Genomic DNA, 16,861 nt, shown 5'->3' with positions numbered 1-16,861 from the left:
GACACGGGTGCGCCCGGAGGCCCCGACGCCACCGGCGGCGCTCAGCCGACCGCGTCGGGAGGCGACGACGGCGCACACGTCGACGAGATCAAGTCCGTTCGCGTCGACGTCGACCAGCTCGACGACCTGCACGGGCTGGTCGAGCAGCTGGTCACCAGCCGTATCAAACTGCGCCGGGCCGTCGAGACCGACGACCTGGCGGGCGCCTCGGAGAATCTCAACGAACTCGACAAGATCACGGCGAACCTCCAGAACACGGTGATGGACATGCGGCTCATCCCGCTGAAGAAGGTCGTCGGCAAGTTCCCGCGGATGGTCCGGGACCTCTCCCGGGAGCTCGACAAGGACGTCGAGTTCACTATCGAGGGCGAGGACATCGAGCTCGACAGGACGATCCTCACCGAGATCTCCGACCCGCTGATGCACATCATCCGCAACGCGCTCGACCACGGGATCGAACCGCCCGCCGAGCGCGAGGCGGCCGGGAAGGACCCGACCGGACAGGTCGAACTGCGCGCCTCGCGCGAGCGGGACCACGTCATCATCGAGGTCGAGGACGACGGAGCCGGTCTCGACGTGGACGGCATCAAGCGCAAGGCCATCGAGAAGGGCGTCCGCTCTTCGGACGAGATCGAGGCCATGAACGACTCGGCGATCTACGACCTGGTCTTCCACCCAGGCTTCTCGACGGCCGACGAGGTGACCGACACCAGCGGCCGCGGCGTCGGCATGGACGTAGTCCACGACACCGTCACGCAGCTCGACGGCTCGGTCAGCGTCGACTCCGACCCCGGCGAGGGGACGACGGTCTCGCTGCGCCTCCCGGTGACGATGGCGATCGTCAAAGTCCTCTTCGTCGAGGTCGGCGACGAGGAGTACGGCGTCCCACTGAAAAACGTCGACGAGATCACCCGCACCTCCGCCGTCAAGCAGATCAACGGCAACGACGTGATCAAGCACAACGACGACATCTACCCCGTCGTCGACCTCGCCGAGCGCTTCGACGTGCCCGGCACGCACGCCACCGCCGACGCCGAAGGAGCCGAAACGGCCGCAACCGACGGTGGCGAGCCGACGGAGGCGACCGGTGAGCGCGCCGAGATCGCGGGCGGACCGACCGAGGCAGACGACGCTGGCCCGGCGGTCGCCGGTGCCGGCACGGGGGCGGGCGGTGCAGGTGGCGACGAGGGCATGCTCGTCCGGATCCGCGAATCCGAACGGCAGGTAGCGCTGCGTTGCGACCAAGTGAACAGCCAGGAGGAGGTCGTCGTCAAGCCGCTGGAGGGGATCCTCAGCGGGACGCCCGGCCTCAGCGGGACGGCCGTGCTGGGCGACGGAAACATCGTCCACATCCTCGACGTGGTGACGCTTTGATGACGCTGGGGCGAGAACTGGTCGACGGAGACCGGAGAGTACGATGAGACAGGAGCGCGGCCCCGAGTTCGACGAGCTGTTGAGCTACATCGAACGCGAACTGGACTTCGAGTCGGGGTTCTACAACGACGCCTACCTCGACCGGCGGATCAACGCCCGGATGCGCCGCACCGACACCGACAGCTACCGACCGTACCAGCGACTGCTGGAGGACGACGAGGGCGAGCGCGAGCAACTGCTCGACTCGCTGTCGATCAACGTCACCGGCTTCTTTCGCAACCCCGAGGCCTGGGAGTCGCTGCGAGGCGTCCTCCGCGATCTGACCGCCGAACAGCGGCGAGTCTCCGTCTGGAGCGCCCCCTGCGCGGACGGGCGCGAGCCGTACTCGATCGCGATGCTCGCGCTCGACGACGAGGAGATCGACGCCCGACGGGTCGAGATCCTCGGCACCGACATCAACCGCGACATCCTCCGGACGGCCCGCGCCGGCCGCTACGAGACGTCCCAGACGACCGATATCGCGGCGGAGCTCGAACCCCTCTCGGCCACCGAGCCGTACGTCGACCGCGAGGGCGACGTGTTCACCGTCACCGACCGCGTGTCGGACCTCGTCGACTTCGAGCGCCACGACCTCATCCGCGGGCCCGAGAAACGGGACTTCGACCTGGTGTGCTGTCGGAACCTGCTCATCTACATCGACGCCGACTACAAAGTCCCCATCTTCGAGACGATCACCGGGTCGCTGACCGAGGCGGGCTACCTGATGATCGGCATGACCGAGACCCTGCCCGCGGAGTTCCGCGACCGCTACGACCCGGTCGAGAAGAAACACCGCATCTACAGACGCGCCTGATGTCACTCTACCAGCTCGAACGCGACGGCGACGTACAGCAGCTCATCGGCGTCATGCGCCGCAGCGACAAGCCGGAGCTGCGCGCCCGCGCCGCCGAACTGCTCGGCAACTTCGACGAGCACGACGACCGCGCGGACGTGGTCAACGCCCTCGTGAGCGTCGCGAGCGACGACGACAGCGCCGCGGTGACCGCCGCCGCGGTCGACTCGCTCGACCAGCTCGGGGGCGACGCCATCGAACAGCTGATCGCGGAGATGGCCGGCGTCGACATGGGCGACGGCGCCGACTGGATGAAAGCCCAGGCGTTCGCGAAGGCACTGGACGCCGGCGTGCCGGAACTCCGGATGGCCGCCGCCAACGGCCTGGGCGCCCTCGAAGAGACCGAGGCAGTCCCGAAACTCGTCGAACGGTTCGACGACTCCGACCCGCGCGTGCGAGCCCGCGCCGCTCGCGCCTGCGGCCAGGTCGCCGACTCGCGGGCGACGGACGGCCTGGAGGGGCTGCTGACGGACGCGAACCCGAAGGTCCGTCGGGAGGCCGCCGAAGCGCTGGGGTCGATCGGCAACCGGCAGGCGCTGTCGGCCCTGCTCCCGCTCTACGAGGACGGCGACGAACGAGTGCGACGGGTGGCCGTCGGCGCGTTCGGCAACTTCCCGAACGCCCAGCCCGTCGAGTACCTCGTCGCCTCGCTGACCGACGACTCCCCGACCGTCCGCCGGACCGCCGTCTACTCGCTGGTCGAGTTGCTCGCGAACGTGCCCACCCAGCAGAGCCACGAGATCCGCGAGACCGTCGTCGAGCAGCTCAGCGAGACCGACGACCGCAACGTCGTCGTCCCGCTCGTGGAGATACTGGAGGAGAGCCGACAGGCCGCCCAACAGCGCAACACCGCGTGGCTGCTGGGTCGCGTCACCGAGGCCGAAGAGCGAGACCGCGTCGTCGACGCGCTCGTCGACGCGCTGTCGGCCGACGACCAGATGACGGGCCAGTTCGCGGCGACGAGTCTCGCCGAACTCGGCGGCGACGCCGTCGAGGACCGCCTGCTCGCCCTCGTCGACGACGCGGACGCTCCGACTTCGGCTCGCGCCCAGGCCGTCTTCACCCTCGGCAAGGTCGGCGGCGAGCGCGCCCGCCAGCGCATCGACGCGCTGCTCGACGAGACCGAATCGGAAGAGATCCGAAAGCGAGCCTTCTCGGCCATCTCGAAACTCGGTGGTCGGGGATGACCGACGCTGGCGCACTGGCGACGCCGCCCGGTCTCGCCCGAGACGCGGGAGGTGACTACCCGTGAGCGACGAGCGCGCGCTGGCGGACACCCAGGGCCGGTTCGTCCAGGTCGTCAAGAGCGGCCGGAAGGTCAACGACCTGGAGTGGCTGAGCGGACGCATCCTCCTGTCGAACAGGCGGCTCGTCCTCGCCAGCAACGAGGGCAAGCGACAGATCGCCCTGGCGAAGGTCAGCACCGTCAAGAACCGCAAGAACGCCAACCAGGCGATGACGGCCGTCTCGGGCTACTTCTCGGTCCAGACCGGGTCCGACGTGTTCCTGATCGCGCCCACCGACGCCGACGCGTTCGAAGAACACCTCTACACCGCGCTGCTCGACGGCGAGGTCGTCCTCGTCAAACACCCCGCCGTCGAGGGTGGGGTCGTCCGGGACACCGCCTGGGAGAAAGGACGGATCAACGTCGAGTCCGACGTGGTCGGGCTGGGCGTCGCGAGCGGCCAGTTCGTCGAGATCGAACTCGACGACGTGGGCGCCGTCGACGCCAGAGAGGGGACGGTCCGGGGCGACGAGCGCCGCGTCCTCGAAGTCGAACACACCGACGACGAGGGTACCAGCGTCCAGACGTACGTCTCGGGGACGAGCCGCCACGTCTCCATCCTCGAATCGCTCGTCCGCCAGGGCGAGCTCCAGAACGCCACCGACGCCGACCTCGACCAGACGGAGATGGAGGTCCTGATGGCGCTGTATTCGGGCGTCTCGCCGTTCGAAATCCCCGAGTTCGTCGGGCTGGAGGTCGACGACGTCGAGACAGTCTTCGACCGCCTCGTCGAGGAGGGCATCCTCCGCGAGAAGCGCGTCCGCCGCGACGTGCGCCTGAAAGCCCGAGGGCGCAACATCGCCAGCGACGTGATCAGCGACCAGTAGCGGAACACCCCCTTCTCACAGCGGCGTGCCGCCCCGCTCGCCGTCCTCGTCCGTCGACGCGGCGCTCAGCAGGTCGGTCACCGGTTCGCCGTAGTCGTAGCCGGGGACGACGCCCTCGACGTAGGTCCCCTCGACGTACTCCACGAACGTCTTCGCGACCGCGACCCCGCGAGCGGCGTCGCCGAAGACGAACTCGTAGGTGACCGTGACGGTGCCGTCGACGACCGTCACGTCGAACCCCTCGAGGTCGACCGAGGCCCGCGTCGCCATCGGCGCGTCCTCCAGCCGGCGCTCGAGCGTGTCGAGCCACCCCGACTGGACTGCCTCGCCGACCTCGCCGTCCTCGGCCGCGCTCCGGAGCGTCGGCACCTCGACGCGAACCCGGAAGTCCGTCGCGTAGTCGTCGCGCTCGCTCGCCGTCACCTGGGTGTCGAAGACGGTCGTCGTCAGCCGGTAGCCCTCCTCGGCGGCGGCGAAGGCGTCGTGGGCCTCGAAGGCGTCACGCGCTTCGGTCGGGGTGTCGTCTGTCATTACCCCTCGATACGGCGCTGGTCGGCAAAAGGCCGTTGTGTCGCGGCTCGGCGGCGGTCACCCCCGTGCGCGGCGTTCAGCCGACCGTCGAGCGGGCCAGCGTCACCCGCGCGGTCGCGTTCCCGCGACTCCCGAGACAGTAGTCGGGGAGCGGCCGCTCGTGTCCCCGCCAGACGACCCGTACCTCGTCACCGTCCGACAGCGGCCGCCCGTCGACCGTCACGTTCTCGATCCTCGCCGATCCCCTCGGTTCGAACGGGAGCCCATCGCTCGCGTTCACGGCGACGTACTCGCTCGTCGTTCCCGTTTCGCTGGAGACGACGGCGGTGACCGACAGCGTCCACTCCTCGGCCAGGACGTCACCGTCCACGTGTGTGACTTCGACGGCGCGCTCGTCCGTGTCGACCGTGACTTCGACTTCGGTCGTCGGCCCCTGGAACGCCAAGTCGTCGCTGCACGGTCCGACGGCGCCGCTCACCACCGACAGCGCTCCGAGGACGCCACCGAGGGTGACGAGCGCGACCACGGCTTTCGCCGCGACGGGTCGGTCCACGACAGCGCGATCGAGCGACCCGTACAAGCGTTTTCGGGTCGTACCGGGCCGAGCGGCCCGGTCGTATCGTTCCCGTTCACTCGTCGCTCACTGGTCGGGTACGACAGAGTGCGGGGGATGGGATTCGAACCGAAATCAGACGTGCTCGCTCACGCCGTTCGCTGCGCGCGACTGATAGGCTTCGAATCGCCACCCGGACGATTCGGGTCGGCGCGCGGACGCGCCGACCACTCATGCGAGGGGTGGGATTCGAACCGGAGCGAGACGGTCCTGCTCGCTTCGCTGCGCGGGCTGCGACTCGCAGGGCTCGAATCCCAGAACGCACTCGTCGCTCACGATGTGTGAGCGACAGAGTGCGAGGGGTGGGATTCGAACCCACGGACCCCTACGGGAGCGGGTCTTAAGCCCGCCGCCTTTGGCCTAGCTCAGCCACCCTCGCGCGTTCGTCCGTCGCCCCTCCGGCGGAATAGCGGTTACGGTCCGGCCGCGGGGCTCGCGGGTCGTCGAAACGAAGGGAGGAGAGAAGCGTGGAGAGTCCGTTCGGAGCGCGCGGGCGGGGTTCAGACCTCGACGTGGATGTCGGTGAACGGGACCCGGACCATCAGAACGCGGGTCACCGGGCGGCGGCGCAGTCGGACACGGACGATCACGGCCGTCAGCGCCCACGAGACCGCCGCGAGCGCGACCGCCAGCGCCGCCGCGCCGGGGTACATGACCACCAGGGCGCCGACCGCGACCGCCAGCGACATCGCGAGCGAGACCAGCAAGGTGCGCGCCAGACTGTACTGCGTCGGCAGGCCGGCCGAAGCGACCGGCGGACGATTCTGTCTCATCACAGCCGATCCTACACCGGGGACCACCGTAAAGGTAATCTGAAATACATTTCTGTAGGCGAAGTTACTGAACTGAGTTTCACGAGAAATGGTGACACGCTTTCGGGCGTGTGTCGAGTGCGGGCGGACGGTGGTCGGCGGGAGAGAGCGACGTATCGTCGCCGGAAGGACGAGCCGCGACTATCGGTCCGAGCGGCGCTCGGGGTCGTCGCTCTCGGTGATGTCGTAGGCGTAGAACTGCTCGGGTTCGGGGAAGAAGTCGGCGGGGTCGTCGTGGTCGAACGTGCCCAGGAGCGTGCCGTCGAGGGTCTTGACGTGGGTGTGCATCGCCCCGCGTTCGACGGCGGTGCGGACGAGACCGGCCGAGAAGCGCATGTCGTACGACCCGGCGACGAAGATCACGACCTCCGCGTCGTGGTCGATGCACTCGGTCACGACGAAGACGAACCCGCCGGCCTCCATCTGGTAGACGCCCGTCTCGTCGAGGGTGAACGTCTCGAACAGCGTCTCGAACTCCTCGGCGAAGTTGTTCGGGACGACGTACGAGAGCCCCCAGGCGTCGTCGTCGCCCATCGAGGGCGACAGCGTCGTCGTGTCGCCCGCGGGGATCGCCAGCGTCTCGTAGCCCTGCTTCTCGCGGTCCTCGGCCATCGCCTGCATGTCTTCGAGCGCGCGCTCCCAGTTGCTCGTCAGTTCCTCGCTGTGGTCGGCGACGATCTCCTTCCGGTCGACGTCGTCCGGGCTATCGGCGTGGTGGGGCATACACGCGTCAACGCGATTCGGACAGTAAAGGGTGGTGCACCGGACGGCCGCCGGTCGGACGAAGCTCCGGCGGACGGGAGTGAGTCGGAGCCGTCGAGCCGGTCACGGCCGGATGCCGAGACCGAACTCCATGACGAGCGAGACGCCGAGGACGACCAGGCTGGCGGCGAAGATCTTCGCGTTGCGGTCGATCCGCTGGTCGAAGGGGATCCGTTCGTTCCGCAGGGGCGGGACCCGTTGCAGGCGTGCCTCGAAGCGGGTCTGGCGATCCGACTCCAGCGTCACTCGCTTTTGCTCCTTGTAGGAGGGGGCCGGCTGAATGCCGAGGCTCCCGACGCCGAACAGGGCCACGCCGACGAGGAAGACGGCGTACTTCGCCGCGACGAGCGTCCCCCCGACGACGTAGCCGACGACGAGCGCACCCGCGGAGACGGCTCCGCCGACGGCGACCACCCAGACGACGAACTCCGCGAGCAGGAGTCGCTTACTCGCCATCCGACCCGCGGCCGAGCACCGACTCGACGCTCTCGTACTCCTCGGCGTGGCGGTGACAGTAACTCAGTCGGTCGGTCTCGCCGACCGGGTACAGCTCCGGCCGTTCGGTGTCGCAGACGCCGTCGAACTGCTCGCCCATGTACTCGCGGGCCCGGTCCGGCTGGCCCGCCTTGACGTACTCGGCGGCCCGTTCGACGTGGCTCCGGACGTCGTCGGGCGTGCCGTCGTCGAACATGTCGGTGACGGTCTCGTCGATGTCGTCGAACCGGTGGAAGGCGCCGACGCTCCGGCGGACCCGGTCGCGGATCGACAGGTCGATCCGGGTGCGCTCGCGGATCACCTCGCGGAACCGCTCGATGGCGTTCCACGTCTCCGCGTCGAGGTGGTCGTACTCCGGCGGGTGGATCTTCGCCGGACAGCGGGTGGTAAACTGACACCCCGTCGGCGGGTCCCGCGGGCTCGGCGGCGTCCCCGGCAGCGTGATCCGGTCTTTCTCGACCGTCGGGTCGGGTTCGGGGATCGCCGACAACAGCGAGTGGGTGTAGGGGTTGGCCGGGTCGGTGTACAGCTCCTCGGTGTCGCCCATCTCCATGATCTTCCCGAGGTACATCACCGCGACGCGGTCGCAGATGTGCCGCACCGCCGAGAGGTCGTGGGCGATAAAGAGGTAGGTCAGGTCGAACTCGTCCTGCAGGTCCTCCAGCAGGTTGAGGATCTTCGCCTGGACGGAGGTGTCCAGCGCGGAGACGGGCTCGTCGAGGACGACGAACTCCGGTTCGAGCGCCAGCGCGCGGGCGATCCCGATCCGCTGGCGCTGGCCGCCGGAGAACTGGTGGGGGTAGCGGTAGTAGTGCTCGGGCTGGAGCCCGACCTGCGCCAGCAGGTCCTTCACTTTCTCCTGGCGCTCGCGGGGCGTCCCCTCCTCGTGAACGTCCAGCGGTTCGCGGACGATCTCGCCGATCGTCATCCGGTCGTTGAGGCTCGATTCGGGGTCCTGGAAGACGATCTGGGCGTTGCGGCGCCACTGTTTGAGTCGCTGGCCCGAGAGCTCGGTCACGTCGGTGCCGTCGAACTCGACGGTGCCCTCGGTGGCCGTCTCCAGTTGGACGAGCGTGCGGCCGAGCGTCGTCTTCCCGCAGCCGGACTCGCCGACCAGCCCGAGCGTCTCGCCGCGCTGGATCTGGAAGCTCACGCCGTCGACGGCCTTGACCGGTGGGTCCGCGAGGAGGCCGCCGCCGCCGTAGTACTTCTTCAGCCCGTCGACCTCGACGAGCGTCTCGCCGACCGCGGCGGCGTCTGTTCGACCGCGGGGCTGGGTCATCTCGCTCACCGGGCGTCACCCCCGTCGGCCGCCACGTCTCCGCCAGAATCGGGCGCGTCCCCTCCGGCCGAGCCCGTCGTCCCGTCGCCGTCGCGCGCCTCGCCCAGACGCTCGTGGTGGGCGACGGCCTCGCCGGTCGTCATCTCCTCCGGGTAGAGCAGACAGGCCGCGGTGTGGTCGGCCGGGCCGTCGTCGACGTCGACGAGTTCGGGGTGGACCGCCTCGCACTCCTCGAAGGCCTTCGGACACCGCGGGGCGAACCGACAGTACGTCGCCGCCTCGTTCGGCGTCGGCACTTCGCCCTCGATGGTCCGCAGGCGCTCCTCGCCGGCGTGCTGGCCGGGGATCGCTTCGAGCAGCCCCTCCGTATAGGGGTGGCGGGGGTCGGCGAACAGCTCCTCGGTCGGCGCCTTCTCGACGATCTCGCCGGCGTACATCACGTTCACGCGGTCGGTGATGTCGGCGATGACACCCATGTCGTGGGTAATAAAGAGGATCGACAGGCCCCGCTCGTCCTGCAGGTCCGAGAGCAGTTCGAGGATCTGCGCCTGGATGGTCACGTCCAGCGCGGTCGTCGGCTCGTCGCAGATCAACACCTCGGGGTCGCAGGCGAGCATCATCGCGATGACCGCCCGCTGGCGCATCCCGCCGGAGAACTCGTGGGGGTACTCCCCCAGCCGCCGAGCCGCGTCGGGGATCTGGACCGCTTCGAGCAGGTCGATCGCCTCCTCGCGGGCCGCCTCGCCGGTGATCCCCTGGTTGACCTTCAGCGCCTCGCGGATCTGGTTGCCGACGGTGAACACAGGGTTCAGCGACGACAGCGGGTCCTGGAAGATCATCCCGATGCCGCTGCCCCGGAGTTCCTGGTACTGCGCCGTGTCGTAGCCGGTGATCTCCTCGCCATCGAACCGGATCGACGACCCGGGGAGGACCTCGCCGGGCTCTTCGACGAGCCCCATGATCGACCGGGCGGTGACTGACTTGCCCGACCCGGACTCGCCGACGAGGCCGACGGTTTCGCCCTCGTAGAGTTCGAGGTCGATACCGTCGACCGCGCGGATAGTCTCGCGGTCGGTCCGGAACACCGTCTGGAGGTTCCGCACCGAGAGGACGGGCTCCTCGTCGGTCCGTCGACCCGTCGGCACGTCCTCGGCGCCGTCGCCCGAAGGTGGGGCGCTCATCCGGCGGCACCCCCTGCGGCCGCTTCCTCTTCACCGCCGCCCTCGCTCTCGGGGTCGATGGCGTCGCGAATACCGTCACCGAAGGCGTTGAGCCCGGTGACGAGCACGACGATGAACATCCCCGGGATGAAGGCGATGTGCCACGACTGCGTCGAGACGTAGTTCCGTCCCATGTCGATGGCGCGCCCCCAGGCGGGCGTCGGTGGGTTGATCCCGAGCCCGCTGCCGATGAACGACAGCGCCGCCATCGAGATGATGACGCCGCCGACGGTCATCGACCCGTAGACGAGCAGGTACGGCACTACGTACGGGAGCATGTGCTTGCGCATGGTCGTCCGCGGCCGCTGACCGAAGCTCTTGGCGGCGTCGATCCACTCCTCCTCGGAGACCTGGAGCGCGGGGCCCCGCACCGACCGCCACAGGCTCGGGAAGAGGATGATCCCGAAGGTCAACGCGTAGAGGAACCCGCCGTTGAGCACGTTCACCAGCCAGTGTCCCTGGAAGGCCATCCCGACCATCAACAACAGGAGCAGCCCCGGTATGGAGGTGATCCCGTCGGCGACGAGGATGGTCACCAGGTCGACCAGTCCCTTGTAGTACGCCGACATCATCGACGCGGCGATCGCGAGTAGCGACGCGAGCACGATCGACAGCGCCCCGACCATCATCGAGACCCGGGCGCCGGCCACCGCGAAGGTGAACAGGTCGCGGCCGTTCGTCAACGTCCCGAACGGGTGGAACCGGCCGTAGTCGTCGTAGGTCATCGGCCCGACGTTCTGGTCACCCTGCCCCTTCGACTTGGAGTTGAAGTTCGCGTCGCCCGCGTAGACCGTCTCGACGCTCCCGCTCTCGGCGTCGAAGTACTGTAGTTCGTAGCTGTAGGGCGACTGGATGTTCTGCTCAACCGTGGTCGGCCCGAGCGCCGGGGAGAACACCGCCATCGTCACGAACACGAGCACGACGACGATGCCGAACTGCCCCCAGCGGTGGTCGCGCAGGCGGTCGACGACGTCGTCACGAGGCGTCCAGTCGACCTGACGGTAGTGGTCGCGGAAGACGAGCCAGCCGCGGTAGGCCCAGTAGCACACGATCGCCGCGTACAGGTAGACGAGGACGAGTCGGATCGCCCACGCCACCGCCGGCTGCAGCCCGAGGAACGTGCCCTCCCAGGGGCCCGACGGCCCCGTCTGGTACCCCTGGTTGGGGATCGTCTCCCGCGAGAGGAGCGTCGGAACGTTCCCGGCGGCCGCCCGGAGCCCGTCGAGGAAGCCGCTGGCCGACTGCTGGGCGGCGTACACCGCTTCGCCGGCGCTCTGTGAGACGGCACCGAGGATCACCTCGATCAGCGCGGTGACCCCGATGACCGTCGCGTCGAGCAACAGCAAGAGCCCGCCTGCGAGCGCGCCGAACTCGACCGCGACGAGCACGAACGCGACCGTGCCCCACCGCAACGCGGGTTCGGGGTTCGCCAACAGCCGTTCGCGCAGCGTCGACTCTTCACGGCGGTCCCGGTCGCGACCCGTGTCCGTGACAGTTGCACACATCTTTCAGTCCTCCTGACCCTCCAGTCCGATCCGCGGGTCGATCAGGGTGTACGCCACGTCTTGTGCGATATTGAAGAACACGAGTATCAGGATGAACACGTATGTGAGCGCGCCGATGATCGGGACGTCCGACGCGAGGACGGCCGAGAGGAACAGGTTCCCCAGCCCGCGGATCCCGAAGATGAGTTCCACGAGGACCGAGCCCCCGATCAGCAGGTAAAACTCGCCCATGATGACTGGGAGCAGCGGGATCATCGCGTTGCGGGCGACGTGTTTCCCGATGATCACCCGCTCGGAGAGTCCCTTCGCCTTGGCCGTGTCGATGTAGGGGGCGTTGATGCTCTCCAGGACGGCGGTCCGGCCGATGCGGACCTCGTTGCCCATCGAGGAGGAGCCGAGCACGAGCGCGGCCGGCAGGATCCACTTGAACGCGACCGCCCAGTTGTACGGGTCGGGGACCGGTATCCCGATCGGACCCAGCGAGTAACTGCCGAACAGGTTGCCGAGCGCCGCTGGGGTCCCGATCACGTCCGTCGGTATCAGAAAGCCCCGGTAGAACGACAGCACGCCGCCGGCCGAGAGGACGCCGGCGAGCATCACGGCCAGCCAGAAGTTCGGCATGGCGCGCCAGACGATCCCGCCGAACGAAGCGGTGTAGTCGCCCCAGGTGTTGGCCCGGAGACCGGCGTAGAGCCCGAGCGGGATGCCCAGCGCCAGCGCGATGACGACCGACCAGAGGCCCAGCCAGATCGTCGCGGGCATGCGCTCCCAGACGAGCTGGGCGGCCGACTGGCCGCGGGTGACGACCCACGACTGGCCGAAGTTGAACGTGATCGTGTCGGTCAGGAAGTTCCAGTACTGGATCCACAGGGGTATGGGCTGGCCGTTCGGGTATCGAAGGCCGAGCGCCACGGCCAGCTGGCGGGCGGTCTGGGGATCGGCGTCGCGGCCGAGGATCGCCGTCGTCGGGTCGAACGGCGACAGGTAGATGATGACGAACGTCATCGTGAGGCCGAACAGCACGACCGGTACCCCGAGGACGAGCCGTTTCGCGATATACAGGAGTTTGTTCATGGCGTCGTCTCCGTTATGCGTGAAGTTGTCTCTGTGTGGGGACCGCAGAGCAATACATTCGTCGTCGGCGCGAACGCGTCGTCGGAGGGGACCACCGGTCGGCCCGTCCGATTACTCCGACCCGACGTGTTCGTCGTAGGCCTCGATGCCGCCGGGGAAGATCTGCGGCGGCGTCAGGTGATAGGCCGGCTCGAAGCGGCCCTTGAACACGTTCTGCATGAACTCCGGCTGGTTGACGACGTACGCCATCGCCTGCCGGACGGCCTTGGGCACCGCCTCCATGTTGAAGCCGACGTAGAACGTCCCGATGTCCGGGGTGCGGGCGTAGTTGACCGAGGTCCCGTTCTCCAGGTCGTAGGTCCCCAGGTCGCGACCGACGTCGTCGGTCTCCTCGATGTTCACGCTGTCGGCCTGGTACTGCGCCGTGGGAACGGTGCCGATATCGGCGTTCTCGTTGAGGAAGTAGTTGTAGCGGGCCTGGGTCTCGGTGAGGATGGCCGCGTCGATGCCGTCGAAAGACGCCCCGTCGCCGTGGTAGTCGTCGTAAGCGTCCATGACGAACTCCCCGCCGTTACCCGACTCCCAGTTGACGAACTCGAAGGGACCAGCGCCGACCGGGTTCTGGGAGAACTCGTTCCAGGACATCTCGCCCTCGTAGCCCTCGACGTCGCCGACGATGCCCTCGGGCACCGCCGAGAACGCGGAGTAGGCCAGCACGGACAGCGAGAACGCGAACGGGTTCTCCGTCGTGATCTCCAGCGTGTAGTCGTCGACCGCGTTGACGGCGATCGAGTCGGGGACGATCCGGGTGGTCGTCTCCGCCTCGCCCGATGCAGTGTCCGTGACGGTGTTGCCCTCGTCGTCGGTCACGGTGACCTCCTCGGTCTCGTGTTCGATCCCCATGACGCTGACCGGGAACCGGGCGTTCGTGGAGTTCGGCGACACCATCAACCGCTTGATAGCGTACTCGAAGTCCTGGGCGGTGACCTCGTCACCGTTGTGGAACGTGGCACCCTCCTTGAGCGTGAACGTGTAGGTGGTGAAGTCGTCGCTGAGCTCGTACTCGGTCGCCAACAGGTTCTCGACCTCCGTCGTCCCGTTGGCGTAGTTCGTCAGCGCGTCGAACATGTCCATGATCTTGCCACCGGAGGCCGTGTTGCCGGAGGCGATCGGGTCGAGGCTGCTGAACGTCGAGGAGATGGTGCTGAGGCGGTCTTTCCCCTCCAGTCCCGCGACGGAGTTGCTCGCCTTCGCGCGGGACGGGCCCATCGGGCCCGGCGGGTTGTAGTCGACGTGGTCGTACCACATTCCTTCGGTCACGCCCTGGTAGAGGGGGATGAGCGCGGCCTCCTGCCACATGCCCTCCTCCATCGCGACCGCGGCCTCGCCGCGGATCTGGGCGGCCTCCTCGGTGTCCTGTGGGTTGTCCTCGATGCGGTCGAACTGGTCGACCATGTACTGGCGGACTTCCGGATCGGCCTCGGCGTCCTCGGACCAGAACAGTCGCGCACCGTTGGCCGCGGCGTTGTCGGCGTACGTCGTGTTCGGCGGATCGATCAGCTGGACGAAGTTCTGCGGCCCGGGGTAGTCGGCGATCCACCCGAGCGTGTACGCCATGTGGTTGCCGTTGCGGGTGGTCTCCAGCAGCGGCGAGAACGCCGCCGAACTCTGGTTCATGTCGATGTAGGCGGACTCGAGTCGGCTGGCGATCGTGCTCGCCATCTCCGCCCAGGTCGGGCTCTCGTACTGGAGCCAGTCGAGCTCGAAGCGGTTGTCCGGGCCGTAACCCGCCTCTTCCATCACCCGCTGGGCCTCCCCGATCATCGTCTCGCCGACGCCGTAGGGATAGCCGTCTACGGTTATCGGGTCGCTGTCGGTCCCCGAGTCGGTCATCCCGCCGTCGCCGCCGTCGCCACCGTCGTCACCGCCGTCACCGCCGTCGCCACCGTCGCCGGGCGTGGCAGTGTCGCCACCGTCGCTTCCACAGCCCGCTACCGCGGAGGTGAGGGCAGCCGCACCGGTCGCTTTCAGGAATCGTCGTCGGCTGGTGTCGGAGTCGTCAGTATCGCGAGGCATACGCCCCTATTACCGAGCACGATACTTAAATTGCGGTGGAACTTGCCGTAAGTTGTTTCCAAAATCGCAACACCACGGCGGTCAAAAATTATCTTAAATTATATTCTAACCCATGGTATTATAACGGAGAATTACAGGACCACGGGTGAATACCCGAGACGCACTAACGGCTTAAAGGAATAAAAGCGTAGGGGGCGAAAGCCGTGATGAACGGTCGGTATTATCGGTGAATTTCGACAGATTCGAGCACGACGGTGTCGATCGGGCGATCACTCGGGTCGGTGTCGGCCGAGCCGATCGCTTCGACCACGTCCATGCCGTCGGTGACCTCGCCGAAGACGGCGTGTTTGTCGTCGAGGTGGGGCTGGGCGCCCAGCGTGACGAAGAACTGCGAGCCGTTGGTGTCGGGGCCGCGGTTGGCCATCGACAGCTTGCCCGGCTCGTCGTGACGGAGGTCCTCGTGGAACTCGTCGTCGAAGGTGTAGCCCGGGCCGCCGCGGCCGGTCCCGGTCGGGTCGCCCACCTGCAGCATGAAGTCCTCGATGACCCGGTGGAACTCCACGTCGTCGTACAGCGGGTCGACTCGCTTCTCCCCGCTCTCGGGGTCCTCCCAGGCGCCCTCGCCGGGGCCGACCTCGGCCGACTCGTAGTCGGACTCGGTCGCGTGGTCGACGAACGCCTCGACGGTGTTCGGCACCTTGTCTTCGAACAGTCGCACTTCGATGTCGCCCTCGGAGGTGTGGAGCGTCGCTGTCAGTTCGTCACTCATACCCGAGAGGTGGCCCGCCGCGGAGAAAACGCTGGTGGTACCGCCCGCGTCGTCGGCGGTCCGGCCGAGCGAGTCAGAACGCCCGCAGGTCGTCCAGCACCGCTTCGGCCTCGCCGCTCGCCAGCACGTCGCGGGCCGTCTCCAGCCCCTCGTCGATCGAGTCGGCGTCCTCGCGGGCGTAGATCCGCAGCGCCGCGTTGAGCGCGACGGCGTCGGTGAACTGGTCGTCGCGCTCGCCGGCCAGGACTGCCTCGGTGATCTCGGCGGACTCGGCGGCCACGTCCTCCACACCGAGGTCCTCGCTCTCGAAGTCCATGCCGTACTCGGCGGTCTTGATCTCGAAGTCGTCGAGTTCCTCGTCGCCCTCGTTGTCTCGCGGGTCGCTCCGCTCCCCGCTCGCCGATTCGTCGGTGCTTCGCACCGACCCCCACTCTCCGACGACAGTGGTCCCGGGGCGCACGTCGTCGTAACCCTCCATGCCCTGGAAGAACAGCGTGCGGGAGACCGACTGACTCTCGGCCGCTTTGAGGGTGTCCGTCATCTTCACCGCGAACGGCAGGTGGTAGAACGACCCCAGATGCACGTCGGCGTCGGCGGGGTTGGCGAGCGTCTCGACGGTGTTGACGAACGTGCGGACGCCCATGTTGTCCCGGCGCTCGAACAGGTCGTCGATCCCGGGGTTGAACGCCGGCTGGTAGTAGTAGCCGAAGCCGGTCTCGTCGACCATGTCGGCGCTCTCGGACGGTTCGATCTCCGTCCGGACGCCCAGTTCGTCGAGGACGTGCTTGTAGCTGTCCTGCTTCTGGGTCGGGACGCGGTCGCCGCTGTGGACGACGATAGGGGTGCCCGCGGCGGCGGCGACGGCGCCGGCGGCCACTCCGAGGACGGCCGAGCGGCCCTTGCCGTCGTAGTTGGCACCGCAGTCGACGGGGTCGGCGTCGGGTTCGGCCGTGACGACCGACTCCTCGCGCATCACGTCGACGTACGCCGCGAGTTCCTCGGCGTCGTTGCGCTTCCAGCGGTTCGCGAGCCAGAACGCACCGAGGGAGGTGTGGTCGGGTTCCCCGGCGAGGATGCGCTGGAAGGCCTCGCGGGCCTGCTCGCGAGTCATGTCGTCGGCGGACTTGTGGCCCGAGCCGACGACCTCGGTCATCAGCCGCTTGAGCGGCCAGTCCCCGAATTCGCGCGTCGCTTGTGCCATATCGATCGGTTCGGTCCGATCGGGTTAAAGCGCCCTGATTTCGTCGAGCGATGGGCGCCGCGGTCAGTTTCGCCGCCGCGATCCGCACGTTCGTCGGATTCCGGTAGCTACGGCCCTGAGGGAGCGGTCCCGCCCGCCAGGGA

General features: G+C 67.9%; 15 protein-coding genes, 1 tRNA gene and 1 pseudogene. 4 read left to right on the top strand and 13 right to left on the bottom strand.

Features of this window, described 5'->3' with window-relative positions:
- Positions 1-75: 75 nt before the first annotated feature.
- From I7X12_RS20910 to I7X12_RS15780, 4 genes and pseudogenes are all read left to right on the top strand, one after another.
- Positions 76-1,374 (top strand): annotated as a pseudogene (locus I7X12_RS20910) (ATP-binding protein); the annotation flags it as partial.
- A 43-nt stretch (positions 1,375-1,417) separates the two neighbouring features.
- Positions 1,418-2,227 (top strand): CheR family methyltransferase, encoded by an 810-nt coding sequence (locus I7X12_RS15790; protein WP_198061004.1) that lies wholly within the window; start codon positions 1,418-1,420, stop codon positions 2,225-2,227.
- Positions 2,227-3,453, top strand: a complete 1,227-nt coding sequence (locus I7X12_RS15785) for a HEAT repeat domain-containing protein (RefSeq protein ID WP_198061003.1) — start codon at positions 2,227-2,229, stop codon at positions 3,451-3,453. The genes I7X12_RS15790 and I7X12_RS15785 overlap by 1 nt, the downstream gene beginning before the upstream one ends.
- A gap of 61 nt (positions 3,454-3,514) precedes the next feature.
- The gene (locus I7X12_RS15780) at positions 3,515-4,378 is read left to right on the top strand and encodes a CheF family chemotaxis protein (RefSeq protein WP_198061002.1); all 864 of its coding nucleotides are present in this window, start codon (positions 3,515-3,517) and stop codon (positions 4,376-4,378) included.
- Positions 4,379-4,393: 15 nt separating this feature from the next.
- Here I7X12_RS15780 and I7X12_RS15775 read toward each other — a convergent pair whose 3' ends face one another.
- From I7X12_RS15775 to I7X12_RS15715, 13 genes are all read right to left on the bottom strand, one after another.
- Positions 4,394-4,909, bottom strand: a complete 516-nt coding sequence (locus tag I7X12_RS15775; RefSeq protein ID WP_198061001.1) for a DUF5813 family protein — start codon at positions 4,907-4,909, stop codon at positions 4,394-4,396.
- Between the two features lie 76 nt (positions 4,910-4,985).
- Positions 4,986-5,462, bottom strand: a complete 477-nt coding sequence (locus I7X12_RS15770) for a hypothetical protein (RefSeq protein ID WP_198061000.1) — start codon at positions 5,460-5,462, stop codon at positions 4,986-4,988.
- Positions 5,463-5,816: 354 nt separating this feature from the next.
- A tRNA-Leu gene (locus I7X12_RS15765) sits at positions 5,817-5,901 on the bottom strand.
- A gap of 121 nt (positions 5,902-6,022) precedes the next feature.
- On the bottom strand, positions 6,023-6,295 hold the full coding sequence (locus tag I7X12_RS15760) for a hypothetical protein (RefSeq protein WP_198060999.1): 273 nt from the start codon (positions 6,293-6,295) through the stop codon (positions 6,023-6,025).
- Between the two features lie 180 nt (positions 6,296-6,475).
- Positions 6,476-7,057, bottom strand: a complete 582-nt coding sequence (locus I7X12_RS15755) for a DUF7529 family protein (RefSeq protein ID WP_198060998.1) — start codon at positions 7,055-7,057, stop codon at positions 6,476-6,478.
- A gap of 102 nt (positions 7,058-7,159) precedes the next feature.
- Positions 7,160-7,552, bottom strand: coding sequence for a DUF7555 family protein (locus tag I7X12_RS15750; RefSeq protein ID WP_198060997.1), 393 nt, complete (start codon positions 7,550-7,552; stop codon positions 7,160-7,162).
- Positions 7,542-8,873 carry an ABC transporter ATP-binding protein gene (locus I7X12_RS15745; protein WP_198063894.1) on the bottom strand — a complete coding sequence of 444 codons (1,332 nt, stop codon included), beginning with the start codon at positions 8,871-8,873 and terminating at the stop codon, positions 7,542-7,544. Before I7X12_RS15745 ends, I7X12_RS15750 begins: the two co-directional genes overlap by 11 nt.
- A gap of 5 nt (positions 8,874-8,878) precedes the next feature.
- Positions 8,879-10,054: an ABC transporter ATP-binding protein gene (locus tag I7X12_RS15740; RefSeq protein ID WP_198060996.1), complete on the bottom strand. Its 1,176-nt coding sequence runs from the start codon at positions 10,052-10,054 to the stop codon at positions 8,879-8,881.
- A complete protein-coding gene (locus I7X12_RS15735) occupies positions 10,051-11,598 on the bottom strand; it encodes an ABC transporter permease (protein ID WP_198060995.1) in 1,548 nt (515 codons plus the stop codon). Before I7X12_RS15735 ends, I7X12_RS15740 begins: the two co-directional genes overlap by 4 nt.
- A 3-nt stretch (positions 11,599-11,601) precedes the next feature.
- Positions 11,602-12,672 carry an ABC transporter permease gene (locus I7X12_RS15730; protein WP_198060994.1) on the bottom strand — a complete coding sequence of 357 codons (1,071 nt, stop codon included), beginning with the start codon at positions 12,670-12,672 and terminating at the stop codon, positions 11,602-11,604.
- A gap of 111 nt (positions 12,673-12,783) precedes the next feature.
- Complete coding sequence (locus tag I7X12_RS15725) at positions 12,784-14,748, bottom strand: ABC transporter substrate-binding protein (protein ID WP_198060993.1); 1,965 nt, start codon at positions 14,746-14,748, stop codon at positions 12,784-12,786.
- 220 nt (positions 14,749-14,968) lie between these two features.
- Positions 14,969-15,517: a peptidylprolyl isomerase gene (locus I7X12_RS15720; protein WP_198060992.1), complete on the bottom strand. Its 549-nt coding sequence runs from the start codon at positions 15,515-15,517 to the stop codon at positions 14,969-14,971.
- A 73-nt stretch (positions 15,518-15,590) separates the two neighbouring features.
- A complete protein-coding gene (locus tag I7X12_RS15715) occupies positions 15,591-16,718 on the bottom strand; it encodes an anthranilate phosphoribosyltransferase (protein ID WP_198060991.1) in 1,128 nt (375 codons plus the stop codon).
- Positions 16,719-16,861: the final 143 nt, after the last annotated feature.

The sequence above is a fragment of the Halosimplex litoreum genome (assembly GCF_016065055.1).
Classification (GTDB): domain Archaea; phylum Halobacteriota; class Halobacteria; order Halobacteriales; family Haloarculaceae; genus Halosimplex; species Halosimplex litoreum.
Note: the sequence above shows the minus strand (reverse complement) of the source record. Positions and strands in the feature narration are given on the sequence as shown.

What these genes read in the sequence shown, in the direction of transcription:
- I7X12_RS15725 (WP_198060993.1), bottom strand. Translation starts at nt 14,748, where the DNA reads ATGCCTCGCGATACTGACGACTCCGACACCAGCCGACGACGATTCCTG.
- I7X12_RS15755 (WP_198060998.1), bottom strand. Translation starts at nt 7,057, where the DNA reads ATGCCCCACCACGCCGATAGCCCGGACGACGTCGACCGGAAGGAGATC.
- I7X12_RS15745 (WP_198063894.1), bottom strand. Translation starts at nt 8,873, where the DNA reads ATGACCCAGCCCCGCGGTCGAACAGACGCCGCCGCGGTCGGCGAGACG.
- I7X12_RS15790 (WP_198061004.1), top strand. Translation starts at nt 1,418, where the DNA reads ATGAGACAGGAGCGCGGCCCCGAGTTCGACGAGCTGTTGAGCTACATC.
- I7X12_RS15715 (WP_198060991.1), bottom strand. Translation starts at nt 16,718, where the DNA reads ATGGCACAAGCGACGCGCGAATTCGGGGACTGGCCGCTCAAGCGGCTG.
- I7X12_RS15735 (WP_198060995.1), bottom strand. Translation starts at nt 11,598, where the DNA reads ATGTGTGCAACTGTCACGGACACGGGTCGCGACCGGGACCGCCGTGAA.
- I7X12_RS15730 (WP_198060994.1), bottom strand. Translation starts at nt 12,672, where the DNA reads ATGAACAAACTCCTGTATATCGCGAAACGGCTCGTCCTCGGGGTACCG.
- I7X12_RS15720 (WP_198060992.1), bottom strand. Translation starts at nt 15,517, where the DNA reads ATGAGTGACGAACTGACAGCGACGCTCCACACCTCCGAGGGCGACATC.
- I7X12_RS15775 (WP_198061001.1), bottom strand. Translation starts at nt 4,909, where the DNA reads ATGACAGACGACACCCCGACCGAAGCGCGTGACGCCTTCGAGGCCCAC.
- I7X12_RS15760 (WP_198060999.1), bottom strand. Translation starts at nt 6,295, where the DNA reads ATGAGACAGAATCGTCCGCCGGTCGCTTCGGCCGGCCTGCCGACGCAG.
- I7X12_RS15750 (WP_198060997.1), bottom strand. Translation starts at nt 7,552, where the DNA reads ATGGCGAGTAAGCGACTCCTGCTCGCGGAGTTCGTCGTCTGGGTGGTC.
- I7X12_RS15785 (WP_198061003.1), top strand. Translation starts at nt 2,227, where the DNA reads ATGTCACTCTACCAGCTCGAACGCGACGGCGACGTACAGCAGCTCATC.
- I7X12_RS15740 (WP_198060996.1), bottom strand. Translation starts at nt 10,054, where the DNA reads ATGAGCGCCCCACCTTCGGGCGACGGCGCCGAGGACGTGCCGACGGGT.